Origin of the sequence: Peribacillus simplex, from assembly GCF_001542915.1 — a bacterium.
In the GTDB taxonomy this organism is placed as follows: domain Bacteria; phylum Bacillota; class Bacilli; order Bacillales; family DSM-1321; genus Peribacillus; species Peribacillus simplex_B.
The window spans coordinates 64,906-91,446 of the sequence record NZ_LNNH01000027.1 but is presented as its reverse complement, the minus strand read 5'-3'; the positions used below and the strand labels follow the sequence as shown (position 1 = coordinate 91,446).

Here is a 26,541-nt window from a genome sequence, read left to right as displayed (position 1 = left end):
CGTTTCTTTTTCCTTAACACCAAACGATGATTCGATATGGCGTGGTTTGGGCAGGGATGCTTTTGGTGGCAGGTCCATAGATGACAATGAGATTTCGGTTTTCAGGAGATCTCGAAAAAGGTTGCCCGTTTTGTAAAACGATTTGCGTGAACGAGGAAAGATTCAATCTCAATTGACCATCCCGGCTCTCCAGCTGGTCGTTAAAATAATCCACCTTCACGTTTTGATATGGACGATCCTTCACCATGATAAGTGTCCGATATTGCGGCGGGTAAATAAGAGGAACAGCCGCATTTTCATCATAATATCCAGTTACCCGATCACCTACCGACACCATTGCCTGGTCGACGAAGTACGTGCGGGGTGACACGACGAAATTCACGGATGTCCCCCTATCTTCCACCGATACTAATTTATAGCAGCCCTCCCGCTCACCATTTTGCCCGGTTGGAAAATCACTGACCATGGTGACGATTCCATGAAACGGTTTAAAACTAATCATGACCCAATCCCTCCAATAAACGTCCCAAAATGATATCCTTTTAATTTATGTGCAATGATTACCTATCGTTCATGATTGATTGCAACTTAATGGTATGAGTTGCTTTTAGATGCTCAAAATAAGATAAGGAAAGCTGGAAACGGAGACCTGGGCAAAAGATTTGGCAATAAAATTCAAAAAATATATTGAAATATCAATTTTATTTAGATATAATACGAAATGGTCTTAAATATTAGTTTGTCTACAATTTTTAGAAAATTTAATTATTTTTTAAAATAGTAAATTATGGGTAAATTCATGGAGGTTTTAATGTGTCTAATAAAGTGCCATCTTCATTCATAGTAGTGATCGGTTTCATGCTGTTCGCTTTATTCTTTGGGGCAGGAAATTTAATCTTCCCGCCAATGCTTGGTCAATCGGCAGGAATGAATGTCTGGATTGCCAATGCCGGGTTCTTGGTAACGGGAGTCGGACTGCCTTTACTCGGTGTAATGGCGCTTGGCTTTTCAGGAAAAGATGATTTACAGTCGCTAGCGAGTCGCGTACATCCGGTGTTTGGGATTGTCTTCACAACCGTTCTATATTTAGCGATCGGGCCGCTATTCGCAATACCACGAACAGGTAACGTATCCTTTGAAATCGGTGTGAAACCTTTCTTACCCGAAAATCCAGGACCACTGCCTTTAATCATTTTCACCATCATCTTTTTCACAGTAACGTGTCTTCTTTCGCTCAATCCTGCGAAAATTGTCGAAATTGTGGGGAAAGTTTTGACACCGATCAAGTTAACGTTCATTGGAATTCTCGTGGTGGTCGCATTCGTTCATCCAATCGGGGACTTTCAAGCACCTGCCAGTAACTATACCATTCAACCATTTTTCAATGGATTCAAAGAAGGGTATTTAACGATGGATACACTTGCATCCTTTGTTTTTGGTATCATCATCATTAATGCCATCAAAGCAAAAGGCGCCACAACAAAAAAACAAATCATGATCGTTTGCGGAAAAGCAACCGCCATTGCTGCCATCATCCTTGCAACGATTTATACGGCCCTTTCCTATATGGGAGCTTCCAGCGTAGAAAAGCTGGGACATCTGGACAACGGAGGGATCGTCTTGGCCAAAGTATCGGATTACTACTTTGGGGCGTACGGCGGAATCCTATTGGGACTAATGATTACGGTAGCCTGTATAACGACAAGTGTAGGACTGATAACGTCTTGCTCGACATACTTCCATAAGCTATTCCCGAATCTGCCATACAAAACCATTGCGATCAGCTTATCGGTCTTCAGTGCAATAGTTGCCAATATCGGCCTGACCCAGCTCATTGCCATTTCCGTACCTGTGATGACAGCCATTTACCCGTTGGCCATCGTATTGATTTTCTTAACATTCTTCCATTCTCTATTCAAAGGGAAACCGGAAGTGTATCAAGGCAGCTTACTGCTGACCTTCATCGTCAGCTTATTTGATGGATTAAGCGGAGCTGGCATTCACATTTCATTCATCGATACTTTCTTTAATGCAATCCTTCCTTTATATGGGGAAGGACTAGGATGGATCATCCCGGCCATCGTAGGAGGACTCGTCGGTTACGCCAGCAGCCTCATACGCCCGAGCCACAACCATCAAATCGACTAATAAAAAAACAGCAAAATAATCTGTCCAGGATCCTGGACAGATTGTTTTTGTTTTTGCAGTTGGCTGGATTTTTTATGCTGGGACGGATTAACGCGTGCTGGGGCGGATTCTCACGCGGGTTGAACGAATTATCCCGCGCTGGGACGAATTCTCACGCGGATTGGACGAATTATCGCGCGCTGGGGCGAATTCTCATGCGGGTTGGACGAATTATCTCCAGCTGGGGCGAATTCTCACTCCACTCGGACGGATTATCGCCAGTTTGATCGGTCGTTAACTTTTTATTTCGTTCCGTAATTGCCTCAGTTGTTGAAAGATTTGTCCGCGGTGATGGGATTCGTGTTCAATCAAATGGTAAACGACCCATTCAGGTGTGACGTCATATTTTTCAAGTATTCTTGGTTTACGCCAGTCATCCAGGTCCATTGTTTGGAAATATGAGAGGAAAACTTTGCGTACCCGGTTCAGGCGGTCCACGTGTTCTTCTACAGTTTGTCCCTCCATATGGGTCAGGGAGCCATCCGCTGAACGGCTGTCTGCCGGAAACAGCGCAAGTATTTCCGGGTCCCATTCCCTGACAAGCACTTCTTCGTATAACCAATCCGCCTCGACCAATGCAATGTGATAAAGCAGCGAGCCAATCGTTTGCCGTTCAGCCGTCTTCGTATCGATTATAGCTTGGCTGACGCCGGTTAATTGCGATAGGATCGTACGGCGTACATCTTCCAAACACCAGAGCCACCGCCCAATTTCTCCTTCATATCCCGGTAATGCAGTGATTCTTAATTCCCTTTTCTCCAATTCAATTCCCTCCGCTTTCACGTACATTCTTGGCATCCAATACCAGGGCCGTGTCCTTCCATTCGTAAACCAAAAGCGTTAATGCTTCGCCGGCGATTTTGATGGGTTCCGACTTAATCACCTTTGCTCCAAATGCTTCATAAAAAAATCGGGATTTGTTTCCATCCAGCACTTCGACCAAAATCGAATGAAATCCCAGCTCTTCCAATTTCAAAAACAGTTGCTTCAGAAGCTTTTTGCCTATGCCCATTCCTTGAAATTCTTCGACGATATATATGGCGGTTAAGTCACCGGAATCTGCAACCGGATTTTTTGCCCTTTTTCCGCCATTAATGAACCCGACAATCCTTCCATCGCCATTTTCTGCTACGTAAACGTGATTCCCTTCATTCGATATATTCTCTATCCATGAAGCCTTTCTTTTGTGGTAGGACGGTTTCGCTAAAAAATCGTTCGGAATGATATTTTTATAAGTCGTTCTCCAACTGTCTACATGTACGATCGCTATCCCTTCTGCATCGGCGACCGTTGCCTCCCTTATCAGCATATCGACCCCCTCATCTGTATCCTTTATAGTGAAATTCGTTGAAGGATATGGGTATTCCTCTTTTCCTTCCTTATTCCATAACAAAACAAAAAGAGCAATCCTCAGATTGCCCTCTCGTTCGCTTATTCGCTTTTTGGCACTCGCTCTTAATTTCCCAAAAAAAGATTGGCTCTCATTCCCTCAGATATACGCCTGCTTAGTAGATGATCCAGTTCCCGTTCTTGTTCAACCATTATCCGTTGCTCCAATTTTTGAGCATATAGTGCATAACCGATCCCATGAGCCTGAAACATTGCTTTTTCCATTGCCGACGTGTACGTTAATTCGAGAAAATTGATGAAGAATCAATCCTTTCCAGTTTAAATTTCGTTTTCATCTTATCATTCCGCCCGATAACTGACAAAGTGACTCAGCCTTCATATTCATTGATAATCCAGATTCTCGGCCGCCAGTTCAGCTCACGGAGCATGGAAACGCCGAATCTCTCTAATTTCCTCTATTTTCCTTTTTTGATTTTTGTGATGCATGGCTTATACAGGTAAACAATGTAAAAAACCCCCACGAACCACGACTGTCGTTAATGGGGGTTGGATAATTATTTATAGGACCCGAATATTTCCTCTGCCAATCTCCGGCCTGTCGGAGTAGCCGCAAGGCCTCCCTCTGCCGTTTCGCGAAGGGCGACTGGCATGGTCTGCCCAATTTTATACATCGCATCGATCACTTCGTCGCATGGAATGCGGCTCGTTATGCCTGCCAGTGCCATGTCTGCTGCCGTTATCGCGTTAGATGCTCCCATCGCGTTACGTTTCACGCAAGGAACCTCAACTAAACCAGCCACGGGATCGCAAACAAGGCCAAGCATATTTTTCAATGTAATCGCCATCGCCTCTGCAGATTGACTAGGCGTACCTCCGGCTAGCTCCACAATCGCAGCTGCCGCCATTCCGCTTGCCGAACCGACTTCTGCTTGACAGCCTCCAGCTGCCCCTGAAATCGAGGCGTTGTTCGCAACGACAAAACCGAACGCTGCCGAGGTGAAGAGAAATTCGATCATTTCTGCCCTCGTCGGATTCAGTTTTTCCTTCACAGCAAATAAGGTACCGGGAACCACACCTGCAGACCCCGCAGTGGGAGTGGCACAAATCATTCCCATCGCTGCATTCACCTCGTTCGTGGCAACAGCCTTGCTGACGGCATCCAAGAGCAGATTGCCTGCGAGAGCCCTGCCCGTCTTCATATAATTTTGCAACAGGACCGCATCTCCGCCAGTTAGGCCTGTAACGGATTGCACTCCCTTAAGTCCTCTTTCGACCGCTTGTTCCATGACCGTCAGATTCCTGTCCATTTTTTCAATGATTTGCTCCCTCGACAAGCCTGAGAACTCCATTTCTTGCAAAATCATGATCTCTGCGATTTTAACATTCTTACTTTCAGCTAGTTCAACCAACTCTGCTACATTCCGGAACATATCTCTACCTCCACATCTATACCAACATTCTTGAATTTTCTTTATTCGACCATTTTTATGACTTGCAAAACGTTTTCCAATCCCTCAAGCTCTTTCATGATTTCAAGCTTGATCTTCTGATCCACTTCGATCACCATGAGGGCCATCTGGCCTTTTTCTTTTCGTGAAACTTCCATATGACCGATGTTAATTTCGTGATTGGCCAACACGGTTGAAACGGAGGATATGATCCCGAATACATCGTTGTGCACAACCAGAATGGCTGGATTTTCGCCTGACAATTTAAGCTTAAATGTATTCAGCTCCGTTATTTCGATTGTACCCCCGCCTATGGAGATTCCAACAAGCTCCAATTCCTTCTCTTCATCGAATAGCCTGATCTTGACTGTATTGGGATGGTCCATCACCGTATCCTCGATTGTAAAGGTAACCTCCATGCCCGCTTCTTCCGCAATGGTTAAGGAGGAAGGGATCCTTTCATCATCGGTATCGAAATCCAATATCCCGCCAACGACAGCAACATCCGTGCCGTGTCCCCTGTAGGTTTTTGCAAAAGAACCGTACAAAGAAATGATGGCTTTATTAGGTTGCTTCCCGAATAATGTCCTTGCCACTCTGCCTATTCTGGCAGCTCCTGCTGTATGTGAACTGGAAGGTCCGATCATCACGGGACCGATTATATCAAATGCAGATCTGTATTTCATTGTGTACCGCTCCTTTTCTGGCACTAAACCGACATTGTTTATGCCGCTTTTTGTTCTTCATTCATGGACTGGCGGCGTAACCGCTTCTGCCAAAGCCTCCATTAAAGCCGAGCATCTATAAAGCTGTCGAAACGGACAACCTCTTTATTATATTAAAATATCTTTATTTTTCCTAGAAATGTAAACCCTTTCATTGCATATTTCATCTTACCATATATTAGACTGCATACCTAACAAAATTTCTTATTAAGAAAATAAAAATAAAGATTAATTTTTCAGTATTTTTACATAATTTAGCAATGCTCGAAAATCTCTTTTACGGTTCTTCCCATTCTCATTTTAAATAAGGAGAGAACCATTGATTCGATCGATACCCTTTTGATCTTTTTGGCATACTGAAGATCAAAGCCTATCCCATTGGAACATGGGAGGGCAAAAGGAGCAGCTGTGTACATGCCAGCTGCTCCTCCAATAACTTAAAAATACTAGCTAGCCTTTTTCTCATCCTTCGAATTCACGGCACCCCAAATCTTGGACGCCCATTCAGGGTGATCGATGAATGGATTGCGGTTATGCTGCCAGCCATAAATGACATGATTGCGATGGCTTTCGAAATCGTCGACTGGATCGAGTTGATTCCATTTCAGTAGTGTCGAAAGCTTTCCATGGAGCGGTTTCGGATACGTATTGACCGAATCGGATAATTCCAGATCCAGCTCCCCGTCCCCTTCATAACGGACGGCCATGTAAAACAGCATCCGGGCGATATCGCCTTTCACATGGTTTGGCGGTTCCCATGAATCTGCATCGAATTTGCATTCACAGCCATTGTACGTTTGGCCGCCATCGTCGAAATCGAGGTGGCCCCGTTTGCCATTCACCGTCACATCGGCGGGACGGAGATGGTGCAGGTCGGTCCCTGGGCCTTTGCTTGTTCCAAAATCACCGTGGGATTTTGCCCAAACATGTTCACGGTTCCATTGCCCAACATTGCCGCCATTGGCGTTCTTGGCAATCGATTTTCCAGAGTACAGCAAAAGGACATGATTGCTGTTTTGCGGATCTTCATCCGTTTCCTTAAGAGCATTCCATACTTGATCATAAGACACCATCGTATGTCCCTTGATGATGGAGTGCAGCACAGCCTTCAATTCCGTCCCTGTTTTTCCTGCCGCCTTTTCATAATAAGCTTCAAGCGTCGAGTCATCCGAGACGTTCAACGTGAAACGGGCAACCGCTTCCGACTGTTTGTCTTCGGCCTTGACTGCCACAATGGTTGTCCCCGCCTCATTCGTAGGGAGAGTTAACGTGGAGCCGGCAACCATACCAAGCGTCGATGAAAAGGTCAGTGGATCGCCATCGGGGTCTGTAAAATGTTCATCCAGATCGATCGTTACCTTAGACCCTAGTTGCACATTAACGTTTTCCAAACGTTTCGTCACGACTGGCGCTTGATTTTCTTTAATCCCAAAAGGGGAAGCGATGGCTTCCCCTTTCGAATCGAAAAACTTGATATTCTTTGTGTCGACGCCTTTGGTTACTGACCACTTCTGGACATTCTCAGCGCCGCGGATTTCTTTTACATGAGCATTATCGATGATGACTTCCTTCACCGCCATGCCGCCAAAATCAATGACTGCGCCTTCCTTATCCGGCTTGATCGTGACTGCTGCATTTTTGAGCCCCAAGCCTTTGAATACTGCATAGGAACTCTTTAACATGATGCCTTCATCAATTTTGGATGCTTCGTCCAGATCCACCAAAACACTAGGGGATGCAATCGTAAGTTTTTTTGTTTTAACGTTTTGCAGATGATACGTTTTATCTGGCGTAACCGGTTCAACTCCGCCCGATCCGGATAAAGCGGTTTGAATCAATACAGGATCATGATCGCTTGCCCGTCCATGCACTTCCATGAAGGATGAGTTAATATGGACAATATCGACTTTCGTCGCGGCGGCCATATTATTCGAGACGAGAATATGGTCCAATACTTGGGAATTCCCTTGATAGGTGTATGAATAACGTTTCTCAAAAGGGACTTTCTCGATCATATTCGTTAAGTCTTTACCCTTTAATGTTTTAAGCGGTGCCGAAAATTCATAATCGTTGAAATCGCCAAGCAAGACGATATTCGCCTTGGCATTCTGTGCCTTGATATCACTGACAAATCCGTTGACGATGGAAGCAATCTTAAGCCTTTGCGTCTCGCTTGAAAGCACAGGAGGCTGATTCTTTCCGAATAATGGCTGGTCGCCGCCCTTTGAATTGAAATGATTGGCGACTACCACGACACTTTCGCCTTTGAATTCGAATTGAGCGGCCAAAGGCTTCCGGCTTGAAGCGAAGGCAGGATCAGCAGGCTCGATCCGTCCAGGGTTCAAGGTAAGCTTTCCATCCTTGAAGGCTACCGACTGCGTCGCCGACCCTTTCGTTCCCTCCGTTAACTTGACACGGTCGGCATTATATAAGAAGCCGACACGGATATTCCCGCCTGGCGCTCCGCCATCGCGTCTATCTTCTGGAGCGATATCGATGAATTGATAGTCCGGTCCGCCCAATGCTTTGATTTTGTCCGTTAGCTTCTTGGCACTTTGTGCAGAATCCGTTGTCCCGCTGTCCGTTTCCCCATCATTATCCTGCATCTCGGTAACGCCGATGATATCGGGCTGCTTAAGATTTGTAATGATGGATGTTGCGATCGTTTCCACTTTCGCGTTAGCCGTTTGCGTCGAGAAATTCTCGATATTATAGGAAGCAATCGATAATTTATCGGAATCCTTCTCTAACGCTGTCACTTCCCGGGCCGTGCCGCCATCCTTTAATGTCGGCAGCTGATTTTTATCCGTCAGCACCCGGTAGTTGCTGAATCCATAACTGAGTACACCCGTAACCGATCCTTCAAAGGAATCACCGGTTTTGGCCACGAATTTTTCATCATCTATATCCAAGATGATCCGTTCTGGATTGTAGTCCGTTTCCGTAATTTTCACGCCTCCAACAGCAGTCGTCGTTTCCATATTCCCAGGAACCACGACCAATTCACCATAGTCTTGTGGAGCAACCACTTTTGGATTGGATACCTGGACAAGCATACCCTCCAAGCTCTCGTAGAAATCAATGCCATCTTCGCCTGGATTGAATTCTGTCAATCTATCATCATCTATGTTTTCCGCAGGCGGAGTGACGTCTTTGCCGATGACGATCGGTTTCGGTACAGTCACTGTGCCGAGCTTTTCAACGGTCGTGTTCGTCAACTCCGTTGTTGGCAAATCTGTCGTTTTCATCTCGGCATACCCCTCGATATACCATTCAACGACCTTACCTGCCACCTTGATATGATCTCCCGCTTTCAGACCATGCGCTTTATTGTATACAAGAATTCCCTCCGAAGTCGTTACGTCCTGATCCGGATTCGGATCCTGCATGTAGAAGTTATTCGCATCTTTTACATACGTGACGACACCCTCGACACCAGAGACGAGTTGATTCTCGTACGATGAATAATGATCCATCCCCTGGATTTCACGGATTTTCACTTCATTGGTTTTCGTGACGGTATAGGCAAATGAGAAAACCTCAGACGTTTTGTCGTTAACGGCCATTGCCTTTATGACCGTATCTTTCGTCAAGATGATGGGCTCTGTGTAAAGCGTGCTTGCTGAAGTCGGTTCTGAGCCATCGAGCGTATAATGAATCTTCGCATCTTTCCAGCCGGTATTAAGTATTACCTTCGTATGTTCACTCACCGTTCCAGGGAAAATATCCGTGTAAACGGCCGGTTTGTTGAGTAGTTCATAATCTTCAAGGCCACGCGGCTTCAGTTGGTATATGTCATTAAATTGTGAGGCGATTCCGGTAACGGAAATGACATCGCCGTCTTTAAAGCTTTTCAGGAAATCGTCATAAGTCGAACCGTTGCGGTTATCATGACGGACAATCACCGTGTTTCCGTTTGCATCCTTCGCCAGAAATTCGAATGTTCCGTATGTTCCCGATGCAGCCAATCCTGTAATGGTCACGTTTTCAAGGGTGACCAGCTCCCCTTGTGTGTCCCCATTGACGCCAGTTGCGTCCAGCTTTTGGATCCTCGGAAGCTCATTCCCGGAAGAAATGATATCCAAGGAAGTCGGCTGCATTTGCAATTCCTTATTATAAGCCGAAACCTTGCCAATTAAACGAACCTTATCCCCTTGCTTCACATCCTTAGGCCATGAAGAACCATACACATATAGCCCAGCGGTCTCATCTTGGATATAAAATCCTTTACCACCCCAATATCCCAGCCCTGTGGTCACCACGCCATCCACCTGCACAACATCTTCGGTATTCGTGCGGGCTTCGGCAATGGAATCCAGAACCTTCACATCTGGCTGTTCAGGAGGAGTTCCGCCATCCGTGATGATGGTGTATGCGGTCGGCGATTTCAGACCAGGTACGGAAAAATATTTTTCCAATTTCCCGGTAATCGTCACTTGTGCCTTCAACAATTCCGGATGATCGACTAGATTCAATGCCGTGCGGATGCTTCCGGCTGGAAGCTGAACGGGCATGATTTTCTTTACATCCGTTTCATCCCGGCTGTCCGCTATCCCAATATTCGTCCCTTCAGTAAAAGGCGGTGCCTGCTGATAGCTTGTCCCGTTTTTTGCGACTCCGACAATGTATCCCTTCACGGTTGCCGTCCCGCTGTTATTGGTAATGGCTTCCGCCACCGTTATCGTCGTCCCTTCCGCGTTTGCAACGGCGGCGTATGGCAAAACCGTTGATAGCACAAACAATATGGCAAGGAAAAGCTTGCTCATCCCACTCTTCTTCAAGATCTCAACCCCTCCGACTTTTTACGTATATCTGTTTCATGCGAATTAAAAAATGATTTCGCCCTTCACGGTGATGCCGCTCATGTTCACGTTTTTACCTTGAACAACTGCTACGTCCAGATCGCCCTCGACCGTAACATTCGAAAAAGTGAAGTCATCCGCAGGAGTACCCGTCAATGTAAGATTGCCTTTAACTTCCGCATCCTTCAAAGAGTCGATATCCGTAATGTCCACAACCACATCGCCGTTATGGATCTTCGGTGCATCAGCACTTCCCCCAAAGTCCTTAGCAGATACTACGGTTGGATCAGCAGGGTTTCCAGCCACGTCTTTAATCCGTCCTTCCATGCTTGGAGAGATGTTTTTCAGTCCGCTTACATAATCGCGTAAATTTTCCCAATCGGCGAGCCCGATATCCGTCACCCGTCCTTCTTCATAAGCCTTCTTGAAAACGGTGAAGCCATCTCCGCCCTTGGCTGTAAAAGCGTTGGTCGCCACGACATATTGCTTCGCTGCCTCCAATTCGGAGTATGTTCCATCTTGGCCCAATACCTCAACCTTGTTCACACGGCTGCCTGCCGGCTTCGAGCTGTCGTAGCTGAATTTCATTCCGGCTACATGGAGGAAACCACCATTTTCCTTAGGTGCAAGGCTGACACTATGCTCTAATGCCTCCGTGATTTCGGCACCAGTCAGCTTCATCGTCGCCAGCGTATTGCCAAATGGTAAAACGGTCAGGATTTCCCCTAGCGTGATATCGCCTTGATCGATGCCGGCCCGGATCCCTCCCCCATTTTGGAACGCGATGACTGCAGCATTATTGAATTCTTTCGCTTTGCTAAGCATGCCATCCGTAATCAAGTTACCTAGTTCCGTTTCATTTTTACGTACACTCGGCTTCGTTTCGACGCCTCCATCACGAGGGGTTTCCAAAGCATTCACGGCGGTTGCCCCTGTCTTCGTTTCCTTCAGCTCCTTAATCTTCGAGGAGTATGTTTCAAGCACTTTAGCCGCTTCGGCATCTTCCTGTTTATCGGCAAGCTTGATCAGCTTGCCTGCATGGCCGTCAATCTTGCCGTCCTTATCGAAGTTCACATCGACCGTTCCCAAAAAGTCACTATACTGATAGCCCTGAACGATGACAGTAGGATCCTTCTCGTTCCCTTTTGCATCCTTGTCGATAACGACAGGGTTATCCAATTGCGTATGGCTATGGCCGCCCACGATCACATCGATCCCTTTTACGCTTGCGGCCAATGTAAGATCGTTGTCGTAAGCTGCATTGTCGTCATAGCCAATATGGGAGATGGCGACGATTTTATTCACACCCATGCCCTCGAATGCCTTGACCGCTTTTTCGGCTTCTTCTAGATAGTTTTCGAACTGGATGCTTCCAGGACTTGAAATATCTTTCGTTTCTTCCGTTGTAAGCCCGAAGAACCCGACCTTTTGACCGTCCACTTCCTTCACGATTCCATTGTAAATCTTCCCTTGCTCCGGTTTACTTGAAATCAAGTCAGAGAAGAGTCCCTTAAATTTATTATCTTTGGAGAAATCCACATTCGAACTGACAAATGGGAATTGTGCCCCTTTGACGAAATCGGCCAAAGCTTGATGCCCTTCCGCACTTGAACCCAAGTCAAATTCGTGATTTCCAAAGGTCATGATGTCATATTTCATGAGATTCATGAATTGAAGATCTGCTTGTCCCTTGAATTCATTGAAATAGAGAGTTCCCGAAAATACGTCCCCGGCATCCACCAACAACGCTTGGGGTTTTTCTTGACGCACTTCCTTAACAGCCGTCACCCTTTTGGCCACATTGTCCAAGTGGGCATGCGTGTCATTCGTGTGCATCAAGGAAAGCGTGATCGCCTTCGGCTTTAAAGCCTCTTCGGCAGCCGCAACCTTTTTATCCGCCAGGGTGATCTTCGCCTCGAATTCCTTGCGATCGGCATCCTTGATTCCACTTAAATTGATGGCGGCCTTGGCTTTTTTAGCCGCGTCTATCTGTTCTTTCGTTTTAAGCTCCCCGTTGGCAAGAGTTATATAGGCATTCACTTTTTTGGCGACTTCCTTTTTCTTTTCTGCGTATACCGCAGCATCATACTTAGCGGTTACTTCTTTTACGTAAGCATGGATGCCCTTGCCGAGTTTGGATGTTTTACTGACCTTTTTCAGCTGTGCCGAAACGGTTTTCATCCGTTGGTCTGCCGTTTTCAAATCGCCTTTTTTCACCCAGTACTCAGCTTTTTCATAGTAAAACGGCACTTTAAGGTCACCATCCAAAGCCGTTTTTGCCGACTTTGTGAATTTATCGTATAAAAGCTTTTCGATCTTCGCACCGTACACCGTATCCTTTATGGCCTTGTCTGCCTTTTTCACGGCTTTATCAAGTGCGTTGTATTGATCTCTGATATCATTGGATTTCTTGGCAATGACCGCGTTCGTAAGGGAATTGATCGTCTTATCATGAGCCGCTTTCGCTTTTTCAGCGTCTTTATATCCTTTTACATAGCCCTCTGATCGGGTGATATATTTATCATAAGCTTCGATTTCTTTGTATTTGGCTTCTTTTTCTTTTTTGCTTAATAGTGATTTTTTAATTGAAGAGTTGATGTCTTTTTTAGCTTGCTTGGCTGACTTGATTTGTTTCTCGACAGTGGACACGGAAGCGAGTTTAGAAGAGTAGAAATAGGTATCGAATGGTTTTTTGATGGTGGCCTTAGCTGCTTTGATTTTTGCATTCAGGCTAGTGGCGGCGTCTGATGGTGCCGGTGCTACTGCCACGATCGTTGTCGCAGCCATCATCGCAGCAGATGCGATTTTCACGATTTTCTTTTTCCCCATTAGAGTATATCCTCCCATAAGTTCTATACTGACATAATAATTTGTTAACACGGCCCTTGAATTGGCACGCTTTTCAAAAAATTATATCTGAAAAAACTTCATCATTTACACAAATCCCCCTACTTTTTTCCTGTAAAGATTCGTGTATATCCTATATTACAACAAAATAATCCAATTTTAAAACAAATTTACAATATCACACGAAATATTAACAGAATATTATCATTACTTTTCATACATCATACCTATTCTTCGGCTGAAGTTATCCCAATAAAATTATTAAACAGGCTAATAGTATGAAGATTGATTCATTTGACCGTTGGACTTTACCCCTGAATTCGCAAATAATCGACAAGATGAATTTCTGTTTGGCGTTCTATTGACCCACTTGTTGATTGGGGATCAATGATGGAAGGGCTTCTTCTAAAGCGACAGAGTTTTACTTTTGTCATGTGGATGCTGGCTGAAGCTGATGGTTTTACTTAATGAACTGAAGAGGGGGCTGTAAGAACCCTTTGTTAAATGAAGGATTTTGATTGGTTCGGCTCAGCGGTACAACCGTGTGAGGCCCGCGGATACAACCGACCTTTCATTATCAATGCGAATCTAGTCATTTGCAGCGATAAGATCTTTTGTTTTTATTATAATAACACATACAGAACAAGCGTTCTAGTATAAATGTGTTAAATAATGACACTTTTTTTAAAAAATAGCTTTTGGAAACATGAGCACCGATTCCTTGATCAGGTGCGGCTAGGTTCAACAAGGGTTCAGCTTCACCCGCTGTCACAAGCACTGTTATTTTCAAAGAGGTGATGGGGTTGTTCCCTGATATGTAGTGTAAATACAAGATGGATATTTATGTTAAAATTAATGATAATGAACGTTCAATGAAACGATTTGCTTCAATATGTAGAGTGTAAGGACATTGAAAGGAAATGAGGTGGCTATCATAAAGAAAATTCTCAGTTTATTGTTTTTATTTGTTTTGTTTAATGGTGTAGTTGCTTGTAGCAAGGATGCGGTGAAGGAAGGGATACCTATTAATGAGGGGGAAAAGGTCAGTCTGGAGGATGCAGAAAAATTATTTAAAGGGTATAGTACAGAGCTATATACCATTAAAGATGCATCCGATCCCCCTACTTTTGATGAAATTGCAAAAAATATGAAAGTATTTTTAACAGACGAACAATATAAGGCGGAGATCGATAACCGTAAATATCAGATACCGGAATTGGTATCCAAGCAGCTTAACAAAAGTATTGAAGTAAAAGATGTGACCCTTGAAGAACAAAGCAAAAATGATGATGGCACAATAGATTATTTTTATACAACGAAATTTAAAGTTTATGACGGGAACTCATCTAAGGTTTATGAGAAGGAAGGAGAATTAACCATATCCATTACAAATAAGGGATTGAAAATCGACCGTGAATGGAGTAGAGGCGTGAAAATTGACGGTTTAGATGGCGGGCTATAATAAGGCCTTACAGAAATAACGAGGGCTTTAAATAAAAAATGAGAGCTACATGCATGAGCTTGGGGTGGGATCATTACCAAGTTTTTTTCTGTCTTATTTACGGGCCATCAAATCCAATAACAAACGATAAAAAATGAAAAAATATAAAAATAAATGAAAAAAACTATTGAATAATCAATTGCATTTGTAATAAACTGAAAACAGTTAATTCAGCATTCAATAATGAAAGCGTTGTCAAAAATATACGATGAAAGGGAGCTCTATTTTATGGATTTTCAAGGATATGATAAAAACTTCAATATTACAGACAAAGTTGCTATTGTTACAGGCGGAGCAAGCGGAATTGGAAAAGCTATAGCGGAATTATACATAGAAAAGGGGGCAAAAGTCGCTATTTTTGATCAAAAAGATTTTGTGGCAGATATAGCTAAGGAATGGAGTGTGAAAGATTCCATCGGCGTGCAATGCGATATCACTAGTAACGAAAGTATGGACCAAGCCATTCAGAAAGTTAAAGCACACTTCGGCAAGATTGATATTCTAGTCAATTGTGCTGGTATTGCTTTACTCGATGATGCCGAAAATATTTCTGATGAGTACTGGCAAAAAACGATGGAGGTTAACTTAACTGGTTCATTTAAAATGTGCCAGAAGGTCGGCCATTTAATGATTGAACGAGGAAAAGGCGGGAAGATAATCAACTTAGCTTCTCAGGCAGCACTTATTGCATTGGATAATCATGTAGCTTATGCTGCAAGTAAAGCGGCCATTCTTGGAATGACGAAAGTGCTTGCTTATGAATGGGCTCAATTTGACATTAAAGTAAACGCTATTTCACCTACCGTTATTTTGACTGAATTAGGGAAAAAGGCTTGGGCTGGAGAAAAAGGGGAACAAGCGAAAAAAGAAATTCCGCTTGGACGCTTTGGATATCCCGAAGAAGTGGCAGCCATTGCCTTATTCCTAGCCAGCGAGGCGACAAATCTAATTACTGGTGAAAATATCGTAATGGATGGTGGCAATACGATTAAATAATAAAGATGCCTGCACATACTCTCTAAAACTTGGACACTAGTACTCTTGAAACTGCAAGCTCAGCCTTGGGTTAATAAGGATTTGATCCGGATCCAGGGACGCTCGTTCTCCCATTTCACCGTGACGGGGACTTGAAAGGTCCTTTCCAATATAGGCTCCGTTAAGACCTCCATTTTTTCACCTTTAGCCACTACGGTGCCGGAATTGATCAATAACGCATGTGTGAGCGATGGGACGATTTCTTCAATATGGTGGGTAACATATAGGATCGTTGGAGCGACTGGGGAGTTCGCCATTTTTTCGATCGCTGCCAATAATTCTTCCTTAGCGTGAATATCCAGTCCATTGCATGGTTCATCCAGCACCAGCAGCTTCGGTGAAGACATTAGGGCCCTTGCAAGCATCACTTTTCTTTTTTCACCTTGAGAGAGCGTATGGATGAGTTGATCGGCCAAAGGCTTGATCCTGAATTGCTCGAGCAGTTCCATCGCCTTGTTGCGATCAACGTCCGTGATCTTGTCATATATTCCGATCGAAGCGAACTTGCCGCTTATGACGACTTCGAGGGCCGAATCATTTGCCCTTGCTTGATACTCTTGATCCAGGGAAGAACTTACCCAGCCAATGGACTTCCGCAGCTCGGGTATATTCGTTTTGCCAAAAATATGTCCCAACACGGACACTTGACCGCTGCTTGGCCATTGATACCCTATAATCATCTTCAGCAGGGATGTTTTCCCTGATCCATTAAGTCCTAGAAGGGCCCAATGCTCTCCTGGCCGAACCTCCCACGACACTTCATTCAAAATCGTTGTCCCTTTTCTCCGCCAGTTAATGTTGTTAAGCGTAATGATGCTAGTGACTTGGTCCATCGTTTTTCCTCCTTATCGGAACACCCATTGTCTGAATAATATGTTTATTGTTCCATTCTACCATTACCTCTCAAAATCTTCAGGTATTTCATGAAAGGCAAAAAAACGGTGTGAATATTCACACCGTACATGTTTCCAAAAATCCATGACCTGTTTTTCAGGCACTATTTTTTAGTGCTTGGTCTGTCTTTTTTCCAAATCCATTGATGATGACGACACTCGAAACCGCAACCAGTCCGCCTATTGTGGAAAGGACACTCGGAAGCTCCTGGAGCCAGATCCAAGCAACGATAATAGCAAATGCCGGTTCAATATACATCATGCTCGAAACGGAGCTGGCTTTCCCTAATGATAGGGCGATGGCCCAAGAGACATAAGCGACGGCTCCCGGAAAAATGCCGATATAGAGAGCAGAGACATTCGCTTCCAGTGTCGCTTCTTGAACTGTATGTATAAGGCCTGGAGAAAAGATGAAAAAAGGCAATGTACCTGCCCATGTAAAATACGCCGTCAATTCAATCGGCTTGTAACGAAGCAATAATGGTTTTTGAAAAACAAAAAAAACCGAAGTGGCAACGGATGCGAATAATACTAAAAAAGCTCCGTTAGAAATATGGAAGCTTGAACGGGCCGTTCCCAACGTAATAAGGAAGATTCCGACAAAACCTATCACTAACCCGGCACAGCCAAACAAACCTAGACGCTCCTTTAAGACCATGGCAGCGATTACCGCCGTAAAAATGGGGGCAGAGGCAACGAGCATCGCTGCCGTCCCCGCTGAAACGGTTTCTTCACCGAATGTTACACCCAATTGATAGAGACTGATGCCGATCCAGCCCAAGATCACTATTTTTATCGCGTCCTCTTTTCGCGGTAAACGGAATTTGCTCGCAGGCCATAGAGCATAAAGGATGAAAACGCCTGATGCTATAAGAAAACGAATCAGCACTAAATGCCCTGCGGAGTAACCGCCATGGAGGCTTGCACGAATGGCCGCAAAAGCAGATCCCCATAAGATGATGGCTACCGCCGCTATCATGAATATCTTCAGATTCATAACCAGATCTCCATTCCTTTTTTTATATACAACCCTAAAGGTCCTTCATCCTTTTTAATGTGTATAGGAAGTATTCCCAGTTATTTATCGTCGAGGGGATGCTGAGATGTTCATCAGGTGTATGGACGGAAAATATATCCGGCCCGATCGCAACGGCATCCAATCCTGGTATCTTATCGATGAACACCCCGCATTCAATTCCTGCATGGACAGCGATGATTTCAATCTCCGCATCATATTTGTCTTGATATGCTGCTTCAAATAATTTCTTGAGTTTCGAATCAGGATTATAAGGCCATTCCGGATAATCCGCATCAATCAGTAGGTCGCAGCCGAGCATGTCCGCGATGGCCTTTGCCTGGGTGACCATATGGTATTTCATGCTTTTGATCGAGCTTCTGATTTCACTTTCGAATGTCAATTCGGCCTCATTGGCAGTAACGACCCCTAGATTCGTCGAGCTCTCGACCAATCCCTTTATGCCCATGCTCATTCCTTGTACGCCATGGGGGATGATCAATAGGGAGGAAATGGCTTTAGCCGCCGTCTCCTTGGAAAAAACGGTGTCAGAAACGGCGAAGCTCCGGTCAAACTTTATCGACACTTCAGGATCGGAGGATTGCCTTTCATTTTTAAACGTTTCGTCCCATTGCTGGATTTTCTCCTTTACCTTCTGCTCATCCTCAACATGAAACCGTACCATTGCCTCTGCTTCACGAGGGATCGCATTCCCTTTTAGCCCCCCGCTCATTTGCTCAATAAAGCATGGGAATTCCATCGTTAAATCTTGTAATAATCTTCCCAACAGTTTATTGGCATTCCCTCTTTCCTTATCGATCGATATACCTGAATGTCCGCCCTTCAGCCCTTTAATCCTGATACTATAGGGAACTGCATCGTTAGGGGCGGCTTCCCATGTGATCGGGAGGATCTGTCTGACACGGATTCCCCCCGCACTGCTGACGAGCAGCTTTCCGTCTTCCTCCGAATCGATATTGATCAGCATTTTCCCCTTGAAGTGAGCTGGATCAACGGCAAGGGCCCCGTTCATCGTCGTTTCTTCTTCGGTCGTTATCACGATTTCAAGCGCAGGATGCGGGATATCATTCGCATCCAGGAGAGCTAATGCATAAGCAACCGCAATGCCGTTATCCGCACCTAGAGTGGTATCCGTCGCATAGAGCATGTCGCCGATTACCCGTAATTGGAGGGGATCGTTCTCAAAATCGTGAAGGGTCCCCTTATTCTTTTCGCATACCATATCCATATGTCCCTGGATGATGATGGCAGGAGCGCTTTCATACCCAGGTGCTGCCGGCTTTTTAATGATGACATTGAGGGCTTCATCCTGGATTGCCTCTAGGCCCTTTTCCTTCGCAAAACGAACCAGATAATCACTGATCGCTTTTTCATTTCCCGAACCTCTCGGGATTTTCGAAATCTCTGCAAAATAATGAAACACGGGATGGTCCGTTAATTCTTCCAACGTGCGATACATGAAAAACACCCTTTCATACAACCTATTTATATAACTTGGAACACTTCGTCACCAGCATCTTCCCTTCCCAGGCAGGATCTTAACCACCCTGGAGAAAAGGGGATATAGGAGGTATCCCAAGTAAACACCGCTCATGTTCAGGATAAGGTCATCCACATCCAAGCTTCCGCGCCGCAGAACGAACTGACTGATCTCGATGATGAAAATCAAGGTGAACGGATGAAGAAATTTCGTTAAGGCGGTCGGCTCTTTCCCTTCCCTGGACAACAAATACAGCCCGAACGGAATGAAGAGTCCCACATTGGCACTAAGGTTATAAAATGACACAAACCCATCCATTTCGTTCGATGCATAAGATAGAATGGTGGAAAATGGAATCAGATTATAGGAATAGACCTGCCCTTTTGGCCGAAAAAACAGCAAAACCGATAGTGATGTACTGTAGCCGACAAGTGCGGCCTGCCATAAAAAACGCCGGACGGTGATCACTTCTCTGCGAAAATAAACAACGGCGAACGAAACGAGCATGAGGATACAAAACCAGACAACCAGGATTGCCAAAGGATTCAAATATAAGGAAAGCTTAAGAAACAAAGGCAGACCGCAAAAAAATAACGCTTGCGACAGAAACAAGGAAAGCAGGACCGATTTTAGCGACATATGCGTTCATCCTCCTTCCAAATCATACCTATCTTTTTATCCTAGGGCATCTTCCACAAACCGTCAACAAACGTCTCAATCGTGTGATGCCGGGTTAAAAGCGCTCCCTTATTCGACTTCCACCATGATCTGGGTCAGGTAATTTTCATATCCCTTTACCGAGACTTCATCCAGGATGTATTCTTCGTAGGCAAACGATTTGATGTTCAAGTTTTCATGTTCCATGAAGCGGACGATTCTTTTATAAGTTTCGGAAATATTTTCATAGCTTCCCTTATGGTAGGCAACGATATAAAGTCCCTTCGGTTTGGCATGGAAGGCAGGGGTATGATGCGTATCATTTACTTTCGTGTAAAGAAACGAATAATTATCATGATCTCCGTCGAGGATTCTTTCTTTGCTTATCATCGCCCCGATAGGGAATCCGGTGTAAAATTCATTGTCATTGCAGAAATCGATGAAGTCCGAAGTCGCTTTCAAGAATTCGGCATCAGAAGAGTTCAGGATGGATTCACTGAGAAAAAGCTGTTCTTCCTCCTCGAGTCTCAAGGTGATTTGCGAGTCATCCATACATAGCGCTTTTTCAGTGAGAGAGATTTTCGTTTCGATGATTTTCTGCATACGATGAAGATTTCTTATCTTTTTTTCCAATTCCAGCGACTTTTCTTTGAAAAGCTCGATCAGTTCCAGAGGTGACCGGTTGGTAAGAAACCACTTAATCTCCTTCAATGGCATATTGAATTCCTTTAATAATGAAATGACAGAAAAAACTTCAAATTGTTGATAGGAATAATATCGATACCCTTTGTCGTTTTTGATGTCGGGAGTCAGAAGCCCAATTTCATCATAATGGATGAGCGTTTGTTTCTTTACATTGCATAATTTGGCGAATTCACCGGTTGTGAAATATTTTCCTATATTTAGCTCGGACATTTTGATCTCTCCTCTTGACTATATGGTAACCAGATACCTTAGGGTATTAGTATATCATCATAACAAAACGGATAAACCGGAGCGAATTGAGGAAGGAAATTATATGACAGTCCATATTAAAGAAGTCACGAACGAAAATAGAGCGGAGATTTTGAAGCTGCACATCCATGAAAAGCAAAGAACATTTATCGAAACGACCGAGCAATGTTTGAAAGATGCACGGGAATGTAAATATTACAGGCCAGTCGGTCTTTATACGGAAGATACCTTGGTCGGTTTTGCGATGTATGGTTTTTTCCCTGGCGAAGGGGAGCATGGCCGAGTTTGGCTCGACCGTTTTTTCATTGACGCAAAGCATCAGGGCCAGGGCCTTGGAACAATCCTGCTCGAGGCTTTGATCGAACGGTTAACCATGGAGTATGATTGCCCCGAGGTCTATTTGAGCATAGTCGAAGAGAATCAGGCTGCTTCTCACTTGTATAGGAAATTCGGCTTTGCCTTCAATGGCGAAGCAGATTTCAACAATGAAAGAGTCATGGTCAAGAAAATATGAGCATGGAGGAAACATGCGAAAAAAGTCCTTAAATGAAAAAGGTTGCCCCCTAGAAGTCTTATTCCTGACTTTTGGGACAGCCCCTGAATAGATATACTGTTTTATTTTCCATTGATTAATAAAAATATATCGTGTTTTATTTATATTTCACTTTAATATAAGGAGCACCTACAGCATATGCGGTATTTGAATAATACGTATTTATAACCTTTCCAGTAGGGCTTTTTACTACATGCTTAAATCTTTTGAAAGTAATGTCTGACCAAACACCTAATCTACTATATTTTTTTGAATTAGCTGGGATGGTAGCAGAAACTGATGTATTATGAGATACACTAACCCCCACATTATAACCACTATAACTATAAGAACCTGAAATAGTATAAGATTTCCCACGAGAAATAGTATAACTGCTAGCTTTAATCCAAGCATTTGTAAGAGGATGATAGTTCACCCATTTTTCTTTTGTTGTATTAGTAGAAATAGTAGTAGTTGTAGTTTTATTGCACGTTGCGCATCTAGGAACAATTTTAATCATTTGGTTATCTAAATAGGCATTATAATCTTCTACTGTATCAAAAAACACTAAAGTCCCATCGTCTTTTGTTAACCTATACGGAGTATCAACTGTTAATCCTACATTGGCTTCTTCAATATCAAAAACAGAATCGGCTCCTTTATCTGCAGAAACTTTTGATAGGTTCAAAGATCCGATTAATAAAATAAAGAAGTCGAATGTAAAACTTTTGGTTATAAATTCTCATTTTTAAATCTCCCCTTTTTTCCTATATTTTCTGTATAATATCATTATACATTTTTTAAAAAATAATACAAATTAACCAAGTGGAGGTAAAATAATGAAATTATTAACCGGTACTCTAGCATTATCCGTTTCTTTTATACTATTTATTTATTTATATGGTTTAAAGGTTGATTCTTCTATTAAATACAATGCAACATTTTATACTTTTCCCGCACTTCTATTTTTTATAGCCTTATTTTGTTTTGTATCATTGATGGTAAACAACAACAAAGACTGAAAGAAAATAAAAATGTTTAGGCTAAAAAGGGCGTCAATTAGGCCGATTTCGACTTTTTGACGCCCCTTCTTTAAAATCAAGAATGCTGATTTAAATGCATTCTTGAATTTTTTTTGCTTCTTTTGGCTGATTTTATCCTTTCGGGACAACCATTGCACTCATTCATAAGGAACGGTATCTTTTCAAGCTAATGATATTGATCGTTATGAACACGGCCGAAAATGCCACGAGTACGATAAGATCCAGGAATACATCAGCGAAAGAAAAACCTTTATACATGATGCCGTTCATGGCATCCGATGCGTAATAAAGCGGCATGATTTTGCCGATTTTTTGCAGCCAGTCCGTCATAGCATCCAAGGGGAATATCCCTGTGAAGAAAATCTGCGGCACGATGACGAGCGGGATGAATTGCACCATTTGGAATTCGGAGGTGGCGAAACTGGACAGCAGCGTGCCAAGCGATAAGGCCACGAGTGCGACAAGTATATTCGTCAATAACACGAGCCATAAGGAGCCCACGAGCACGATATCCAGTACGTTGACGGCATAGAGGACGACGATGATCGTCTGAATGAGGGCGAATAAACCATAGCCGATCACATAGCCGGCGACGATTTCATGCCGCTTGATCGGCGTGGCCAGCAGCCGCTCCAGCGTTCCGCTTGTTCGCTCCTTCAAAAGCGCGATTCCCGCGATCAAAAACACGAAGAAAAAAACGAAAAAGCTCACGAGCATCGGACTGAAGGTGTCAAAGCCCTTTGTATCTTCATCTCCGTACACATATTGCGATTCAATGGAAGGCATTTTGCTTGCATGTCCCTGCAGTCCCAGCATCAGCTGCATTTGGACGGCTTTTGCGCGTGCTGGTTCGTCGTTCAACAGCGTAAGCTCCATTTTTCCATGTTCAACGTGCAACCAGCCATCCGTTTTGGTTTCAATCATTCGTTTCCTTGAAAACTCCTCAGCTGCCTTTACTTGAAAATCGGCCTGTTTCAATCCCGCGATCGTGTTTTGATCACTGCCGGTTACGACGATTTTCAACTCACTCGCTTCTGTGCCAAAAATGAAGTACATGAGCGTTAAGATGAGCAAGGGGGCGAGGAAAAATAAAGCGAGGGTCCTTCGATCACGGCGCAGCTGCTGGATGATTCGCGTCACGAGAGAGGAAATCCGCATTACCGTCCGCCTCCAATCTTTAAAAATACATCATCAAGCGTTTCCGCCCCAAATTGTCCTTTTAAAGCGGCAGGCGTTCCCGATGCAATGATAGCTCCCTCACGCAGCATCGCCAGTTCATCGCATCGTTCTGCCTCATCCATGACATGCGTCGTTATCACGATCGTCTTGTGCTCTTCATCTCTTAACCGCTCCAGCTCCTGCCAAATGGTTCGTTTTAGCATAGGATCGATCCCCACCGTCGGTTCATCCAAAATGAGGATTTCGGGATTTTGGATGAGGGCGATCGCCAAGGACAAACGGCGCTTCATCCCCCCGGAATAATGGGCAATCCGAGTGTTCAAATCATTCGTTAATCCGACGATTTCAGCTGCATATCGAATCCGCTCGCTTCTTTCCTTTTTCGATAACCGATATAGCTTCGCAAAAAACGCAAGATTTTCAGCACCAGTCAGCTCAGTATACAAAGCATCGGATTGTGCCATATAGCCGATTTTCATCAATAATGTTTCATTTGGCACCTTATGATCGAGAACCGTGACGCTCCCGGCATCCGGCTTAATCAGGCCGACAATCATTTTGATCAAGGTCGTCTTTCCGCATCCTGAAGGACCTAACAAGCCGAATATACCACTTTTTTCTATCGTGAGGTCCAAGGGCTGAATGACCCTTTTATGTTGAAAGCCTTTGGCAATACCTTCCATGATAATCGCATGTTTCATTGGACGCACTCCCTTCCACTTTAATTAACACGGTGTTGAATGTATCATCATATTAAGGTAGCATGAGTTTCAATACAATAAACAGATTTTGAAAAATGTTCAGTGAAGTGAGGGAGATATTCAGAGTGGCATCGATTCATGAAGAAATGATACAAAAAACGAAAGCGCATATCCAGCATCACTTCGTTGCACTCGTTGAAGCAGAAGGATTCACGCATGTGTCGGTAAAGAAGATTGCAGAGCGTGCGAACATCAATCGAGGCACCTTCTATCTTCATTATGCAGATAAATATGCGTTGATGGATCAATTGCAGCAAGACTTGCTGGATGAACTTCAAGCACGCATTACGGCAATTTTACCGAAAGAGGCACTCCTTGCCCTTCATCAGCAACAGCTATATCCGCCATTCGTCGCGATTTTCCAATTCATCGGTGAGCATGCCCAAGCATTGAGAGCGATACTTGGTGATCAGGGTGATCCTTCTTTTGCGAAAAAAATAAAGCGAGTATTCGGTGAAGTCCTCTTGGACCGCTTGATCAGCCAGCATCCAGCAGCTCAAAATGAAGCATTTCGAACATATATGCATGCCTTTTTGACATCAGCGATTTTAGGGGTGATTCAGGAGTGGCTGGAGAATTGCGAGGAGCAATCAGTGGAGGAAATGGCAAAGATACATTTTCAAATCTTGAACTTCATCAGCCAATTACGCACATTCATTAAATGAAATGGATATAAGGCATGTTCACCGCATGCCTTGTTGGAAAGGTCGCTTACCCCTTTTCCTCTGCCAATCCCCCTTCACTGGAATAATACTTGCTTTTCACTGGCTTCATACTGAGTACACATAATAAAATCGAAAACGCAAGAAGCATCACGGAACCTGCAATCACGACGAACCGAATCGAAAGGAAATGCGCAGAAGCACCGACAATCACTGTTGTCATAATGATCAATAATGCTTCCAACAAACCGAACATGCTGCCCACCCTCCCCATGATGTCTGACGGGATATTATTCTGATAAAAAGTTTGAAAGCCAGTATTAGCAAAAGCCAATGAAAAGGCAATAAGGAAAAATCCCGTGGCCGCGATTGAAAACGAAGTCGACACGGCATAAATCATATAACCGATCGAAACACATACGGAACCCAGGCCAATCAGATAGGATATCCGCACTTTACTGATGAATAATGCATTTATGATTGCTCCGGCAATGATACCCGCCCCGGCGATGCTTACGAGGAATCCGTAATCGCTGTCCGACAAAGAAAGCACGCTTTTGGCAAATGCTGCTTCTTGGGAGTCCATGGCCGTTTCCATTACGACCATGCAGCTGAACAAGAAATATATGAGCATCACATAGGAGGCTTTCCGGCTGTAATCGAGGACGATGCCCCAATCCTTTTTCACGATGGCCCAGGATAGGTGGCGATCGATAAGGCTAAAGGAATCATCCTTTTCAAGATCTGGCATGAATAGCGTGATCACGCCTGATAATACTAAGGCTAGAGCATTGATATAGATGGCAGCGACGGGGGTGCCGATTATGAAAAGGAGACCCGCTATCGCTGGTCCAATCAAAAAAGCCCCTGAATCGATCAAGCTTCGCAATGAGTTGAATCGTTTTCTTTGTTCGATTGGTATTAATTTTGTTATATACGTCCTTGATGTTGTACCAAACACGGCCTCTGCCATATTGATCACCAATACGAGCGAATAGATCGCCCAAATGGAGGAAGTCAATGCCAGCAAAGCGATGAATGCCGCCCGGAATAGATCAAGTGTGACCATCATATTCCGCTTATTTCTCCGATCGATGACGCTGCCAGCCCAAACATTGGTCAACAATACCGCCAACGGTTTAACCATATATAAACCACTGCTAAGGGAGACTTGGTCAAATCAAGAACGATCAAATTAAGGGCGATGAAATACACCCATGCGCCGAAGTTCGAAATCCCGATTCCGCACAATAAAATGGAAGGATACTTCCATGATGACATTACATGTTTGAATCTCATCTATTCCCCACCCCTGGTTGTCATGCCCGGCTGAATGGCCTCCCTATCCGGTATTACAACGAAGTCCTTTTTCCCTAAATTTTAACATTATCCATTCCGACATGTAAATGATTCCAACGCAAAAAAACCCATTGATCGGCAATGAGTTTG

At 44.0% G+C, this 26,541-nt stretch carries 23 protein-coding genes and 1 pseudogene; 6 read left to right on the top strand and 18 right to left on the bottom strand.

Annotated elements, in window-relative coordinates:
- Positions 1-13 precede the first annotated feature (13 nt).
- A complete protein-coding gene (locus AS888_RS13840) occupies positions 14-502 on the bottom strand; it encodes a hypothetical protein (RefSeq protein WP_061142741.1) in 489 nt (162 codons plus the stop codon).
- Positions 503-813: 311 nt separating this feature from the next.
- Here AS888_RS13840 and brnQ point away from each other — a divergent pair, with 311 nt between their 5' ends.
- Positions 814-2,148: a branched-chain amino acid transport system II carrier protein gene (gene brnQ / locus AS888_RS13835; protein WP_061142740.1), complete on the top strand. Its 1,335-nt coding sequence runs from the start codon at positions 814-816 to the stop codon at positions 2,146-2,148.
- A 273-nt stretch (positions 2,149-2,421) separates the two neighbouring features.
- Here brnQ and AS888_RS13830 read toward each other — a convergent pair whose 3' ends face one another.
- The 8 genes from AS888_RS13830 to AS888_RS26815 form a co-directional block, all read right to left on the bottom strand.
- On the bottom strand, positions 2,422-2,985 hold the full coding sequence (locus tag AS888_RS13830) for a DinB family protein (protein ID WP_260320207.1): 564 nt from the start codon (positions 2,983-2,985) through the stop codon (positions 2,422-2,424).
- Positions 2,951-3,580, bottom strand: coding sequence for a GNAT family N-acetyltransferase (locus tag AS888_RS13825; protein WP_311316482.1), 630 nt, complete (start codon positions 3,578-3,580; stop codon positions 2,951-2,953). The genes AS888_RS13830 and AS888_RS13825 overlap by 35 nt, the downstream gene beginning before the upstream one ends.
- Before the next feature lie 62 nt (positions 3,581-3,642).
- Positions 3,643-3,789: a hypothetical protein gene (locus AS888_RS27210; RefSeq protein ID WP_464684209.1), complete on the bottom strand. Its 147-nt coding sequence runs from the start codon at positions 3,787-3,789 to the stop codon at positions 3,643-3,645.
- A 302-nt stretch (positions 3,790-4,091) separates the two neighbouring features.
- Complete coding sequence (sdaAA, locus tag AS888_RS13820) at positions 4,092-4,967, bottom strand: L-serine ammonia-lyase, iron-sulfur-dependent, subunit alpha (RefSeq protein ID WP_061142739.1); 876 nt, start codon at positions 4,965-4,967, stop codon at positions 4,092-4,094.
- Between the two features lie 41 nt (positions 4,968-5,008).
- On the bottom strand, positions 5,009-5,671 hold the full coding sequence (sdaAB, locus tag AS888_RS13815) for an L-serine ammonia-lyase, iron-sulfur-dependent subunit beta (RefSeq protein WP_061142738.1): 663 nt from the start codon (positions 5,669-5,671) through the stop codon (positions 5,009-5,011).
- Between the two features lie 293 nt (positions 5,672-5,964).
- Positions 5,965-6,126, bottom strand: coding sequence for a hypothetical protein (locus AS888_RS25780; RefSeq protein WP_155645496.1), 162 nt, complete (start codon positions 6,124-6,126; stop codon positions 5,965-5,967).
- 30 nt (positions 6,127-6,156) lie between these two features.
- Positions 6,157-10,491, bottom strand: a complete 4,335-nt coding sequence (locus tag AS888_RS13810; RefSeq protein ID WP_081092447.1) for an endonuclease — start codon at positions 10,489-10,491, stop codon at positions 6,157-6,159.
- 45 nt (positions 10,492-10,536) lie between these two features.
- On the bottom strand, positions 10,537-13,341 hold the full coding sequence (locus AS888_RS26815) for a bifunctional metallophosphatase/5'-nucleotidase (protein WP_260320205.1): 2,805 nt from the start codon (positions 13,339-13,341) through the stop codon (positions 10,537-10,539).
- 973 nt (positions 13,342-14,314) lie between these two features.
- Here AS888_RS26815 and AS888_RS13800 point away from each other — a divergent pair.
- A complete protein-coding gene (locus AS888_RS13800; RefSeq protein WP_155645495.1) occupies positions 14,315-14,821 on the top strand; it encodes a hypothetical protein in 507 nt (168 codons plus the stop codon).
- 267 nt (positions 14,822-15,088) lie between these two features.
- Positions 15,089-15,856 carry an SDR family oxidoreductase gene (locus tag AS888_RS13795; RefSeq protein ID WP_061142736.1) on the top strand — a complete coding sequence of 256 codons (768 nt, stop codon included), beginning with the start codon at positions 15,089-15,091 and terminating at the stop codon, positions 15,854-15,856.
- Positions 15,857-15,915: 59 nt separating this feature from the next.
- Here AS888_RS13795 and AS888_RS13790 read toward each other — a convergent pair whose 3' ends face one another.
- The 5 genes from AS888_RS13790 to AS888_RS13770 form a co-directional block, all read right to left on the bottom strand.
- Positions 15,916-16,728 (bottom strand): ABC transporter ATP-binding protein, encoded by an 813-nt coding sequence (locus tag AS888_RS13790; protein WP_061142735.1) that lies wholly within the window; start codon positions 16,726-16,728, stop codon positions 15,916-15,918.
- Positions 16,729-16,885: 157 nt separating this feature from the next.
- Positions 16,886-17,785 carry a DMT family transporter gene (locus tag AS888_RS13785; protein ID WP_061142734.1) on the bottom strand — a complete coding sequence of 300 codons (900 nt, stop codon included), beginning with the start codon at positions 17,783-17,785 and terminating at the stop codon, positions 16,886-16,888.
- 34 nt (positions 17,786-17,819) lie between these two features.
- Positions 17,820-19,283 carry an aminoacyl-histidine dipeptidase gene (locus AS888_RS13780; protein WP_061142733.1) on the bottom strand — a complete coding sequence of 488 codons (1,464 nt, stop codon included), beginning with the start codon at positions 19,281-19,283 and terminating at the stop codon, positions 17,820-17,822.
- Between the two features lie 48 nt (positions 19,284-19,331).
- Positions 19,332-19,943: a VanZ family protein gene (locus AS888_RS13775; protein WP_061142732.1), complete on the bottom strand. Its 612-nt coding sequence runs from the start codon at positions 19,941-19,943 to the stop codon at positions 19,332-19,334.
- A gap of 108 nt (positions 19,944-20,051) precedes the next feature.
- Complete coding sequence (locus tag AS888_RS13770; protein ID WP_061142731.1) at positions 20,052-20,876, bottom strand: MerR family transcriptional regulator; 825 nt, start codon at positions 20,874-20,876, stop codon at positions 20,052-20,054.
- Between the two features lie 103 nt (positions 20,877-20,979).
- Here AS888_RS13770 and AS888_RS13765 point away from each other — a divergent pair, with 103 nt between their 5' ends.
- Positions 20,980-21,429, top strand: coding sequence for a GNAT family N-acetyltransferase (locus AS888_RS13765; protein ID WP_061142730.1), 450 nt, complete (start codon positions 20,980-20,982; stop codon positions 21,427-21,429).
- A 136-nt stretch (positions 21,430-21,565) separates the two neighbouring features.
- Here the strand turns inward: AS888_RS13765 and AS888_RS25775 are convergent, their stop codons facing one another.
- Entirely contained in the window at positions 21,566-22,135 is a 570-nt protein-coding gene (locus AS888_RS25775; RefSeq protein WP_155645494.1) for a hypothetical protein, read from the bottom strand.
- 151 nt (positions 22,136-22,286) lie between these two features.
- Between AS888_RS25775 and AS888_RS25770 the strand changes: the two genes are divergently transcribed.
- On the top strand, positions 22,287-22,469 hold the full coding sequence (locus tag AS888_RS25770; RefSeq protein WP_100532893.1) for a hypothetical protein: 183 nt from the start codon (positions 22,287-22,289) through the stop codon (positions 22,467-22,469).
- A gap of 162 nt (positions 22,470-22,631) precedes the next feature.
- Here AS888_RS25770 and AS888_RS13755 read toward each other — a convergent pair whose 3' ends face one another.
- Positions 22,632-23,648: an ABC transporter permease gene (locus AS888_RS13755; RefSeq protein WP_061142728.1), complete on the bottom strand. Its 1,017-nt coding sequence runs from the start codon at positions 23,646-23,648 to the stop codon at positions 22,632-22,634.
- Positions 23,648-24,370 (bottom strand): ABC transporter ATP-binding protein, encoded by a 723-nt coding sequence (locus AS888_RS13750; protein WP_061142727.1) that lies wholly within the window; start codon positions 24,368-24,370, stop codon positions 23,648-23,650. Before AS888_RS13750 ends, AS888_RS13755 begins: the two co-directional genes overlap by 1 nt.
- 125 nt (positions 24,371-24,495) lie before the next feature.
- Between AS888_RS13750 and AS888_RS13745 the strand changes: the two genes are divergently transcribed.
- Positions 24,496-25,095 carry a TetR/AcrR family transcriptional regulator gene (locus AS888_RS13745; RefSeq protein ID WP_061142726.1) on the top strand — a complete coding sequence of 200 codons (600 nt, stop codon included), beginning with the start codon at positions 24,496-24,498 and terminating at the stop codon, positions 25,093-25,095.
- 46 nt (positions 25,096-25,141) lie between these two features.
- On the opposite strand, the pseudogene AS888_RS13740 reads toward AS888_RS13745, so the two are convergent.
- Positions 25,142-26,391, bottom strand: a pseudogene (locus AS888_RS13740) (MFS transporter).
- Positions 26,392-26,541: the final 150 nt, after the last annotated feature.

What these genes read in the sequence shown, in the direction of transcription:
- AS888_RS13840 (WP_061142741.1), bottom strand. Translation starts at nt 502, where the DNA reads ATGATTAGTTTTAAACCGTTTCATGGAATCGTCACCATGGTCAGTGAT.
- AS888_RS13830 (WP_260320207.1), bottom strand. Translation starts at nt 2,985, where the DNA reads ATGCCAAGAATGTACGTGAAAGCGGAGGGAATTGAATTGGAGAAAAGG.
- AS888_RS27210 (WP_464684209.1), bottom strand. Translation starts at nt 3,789, where the DNA reads ATGTTTCAGGCTCATGGGATCGGTTATGCACTATATGCTCAAAAATTG.
- sdaAA (WP_061142739.1), bottom strand. Translation starts at nt 4,967, where the DNA reads ATGTTCCGGAATGTAGCAGAGTTGGTTGAACTAGCTGAAAGTAAGAAT.
- sdaAB (WP_061142738.1), bottom strand. Translation starts at nt 5,671, where the DNA reads ATGAAATACAGATCTGCATTTGATATAATCGGTCCCGTGATGATCGGA.
- AS888_RS25780 (WP_155645496.1), bottom strand. Translation starts at nt 6,126, where the DNA reads ATGTACACAGCTGCTCCTTTTGCCCTCCCATGTTCCAATGGGATAGGC.
- AS888_RS26815 (WP_260320205.1), bottom strand. Translation starts at nt 13,341, where the DNA reads ATGGGGAAAAAGAAAATCGTGAAAATCGCATCTGCTGCGATGATGGCT.
- AS888_RS13795 (WP_061142736.1), top strand. Translation starts at nt 15,089, where the DNA reads ATGGATTTTCAAGGATATGATAAAAACTTCAATATTACAGACAAAGTT.
- AS888_RS13790 (WP_061142735.1), bottom strand. Translation starts at nt 16,728, where the DNA reads ATGGACCAAGTCACTAGCATCATTACGCTTAACAACATTAACTGGCGG.
- AS888_RS13785 (WP_061142734.1), bottom strand. Translation starts at nt 17,785, where the DNA reads ATGAATCTGAAGATATTCATGATAGCGGCGGTAGCCATCATCTTATGG.
- AS888_RS13780 (WP_061142733.1), bottom strand. Translation starts at nt 19,283, where the DNA reads ATGTATCGCACGTTGGAAGAATTAACGGACCATCCCGTGTTTCATTAT.
- AS888_RS13775 (WP_061142732.1), bottom strand. Translation starts at nt 19,943, where the DNA reads ATGTCGCTAAAATCGGTCCTGCTTTCCTTGTTTCTGTCGCAAGCGTTA.
- AS888_RS13770 (WP_061142731.1), bottom strand. Translation starts at nt 20,876, where the DNA reads ATGTCCGAGCTAAATATAGGAAAATATTTCACAACCGGTGAATTCGCC.
- AS888_RS13765 (WP_061142730.1), top strand. Translation starts at nt 20,980, where the DNA reads ATGACAGTCCATATTAAAGAAGTCACGAACGAAAATAGAGCGGAGATT.
- AS888_RS25770 (WP_100532893.1), top strand. Translation starts at nt 22,287, where the DNA reads ATGAAATTATTAACCGGTACTCTAGCATTATCCGTTTCTTTTATACTA.
- AS888_RS13755 (WP_061142728.1), bottom strand. Translation starts at nt 23,648, where the DNA reads ATGCGGATTTCCTCTCTCGTGACGCGAATCATCCAGCAGCTGCGCCGT.
- AS888_RS13750 (WP_061142727.1), bottom strand. Translation starts at nt 24,370, where the DNA reads ATGAAACATGCGATTATCATGGAAGGTATTGCCAAAGGCTTTCAACAT.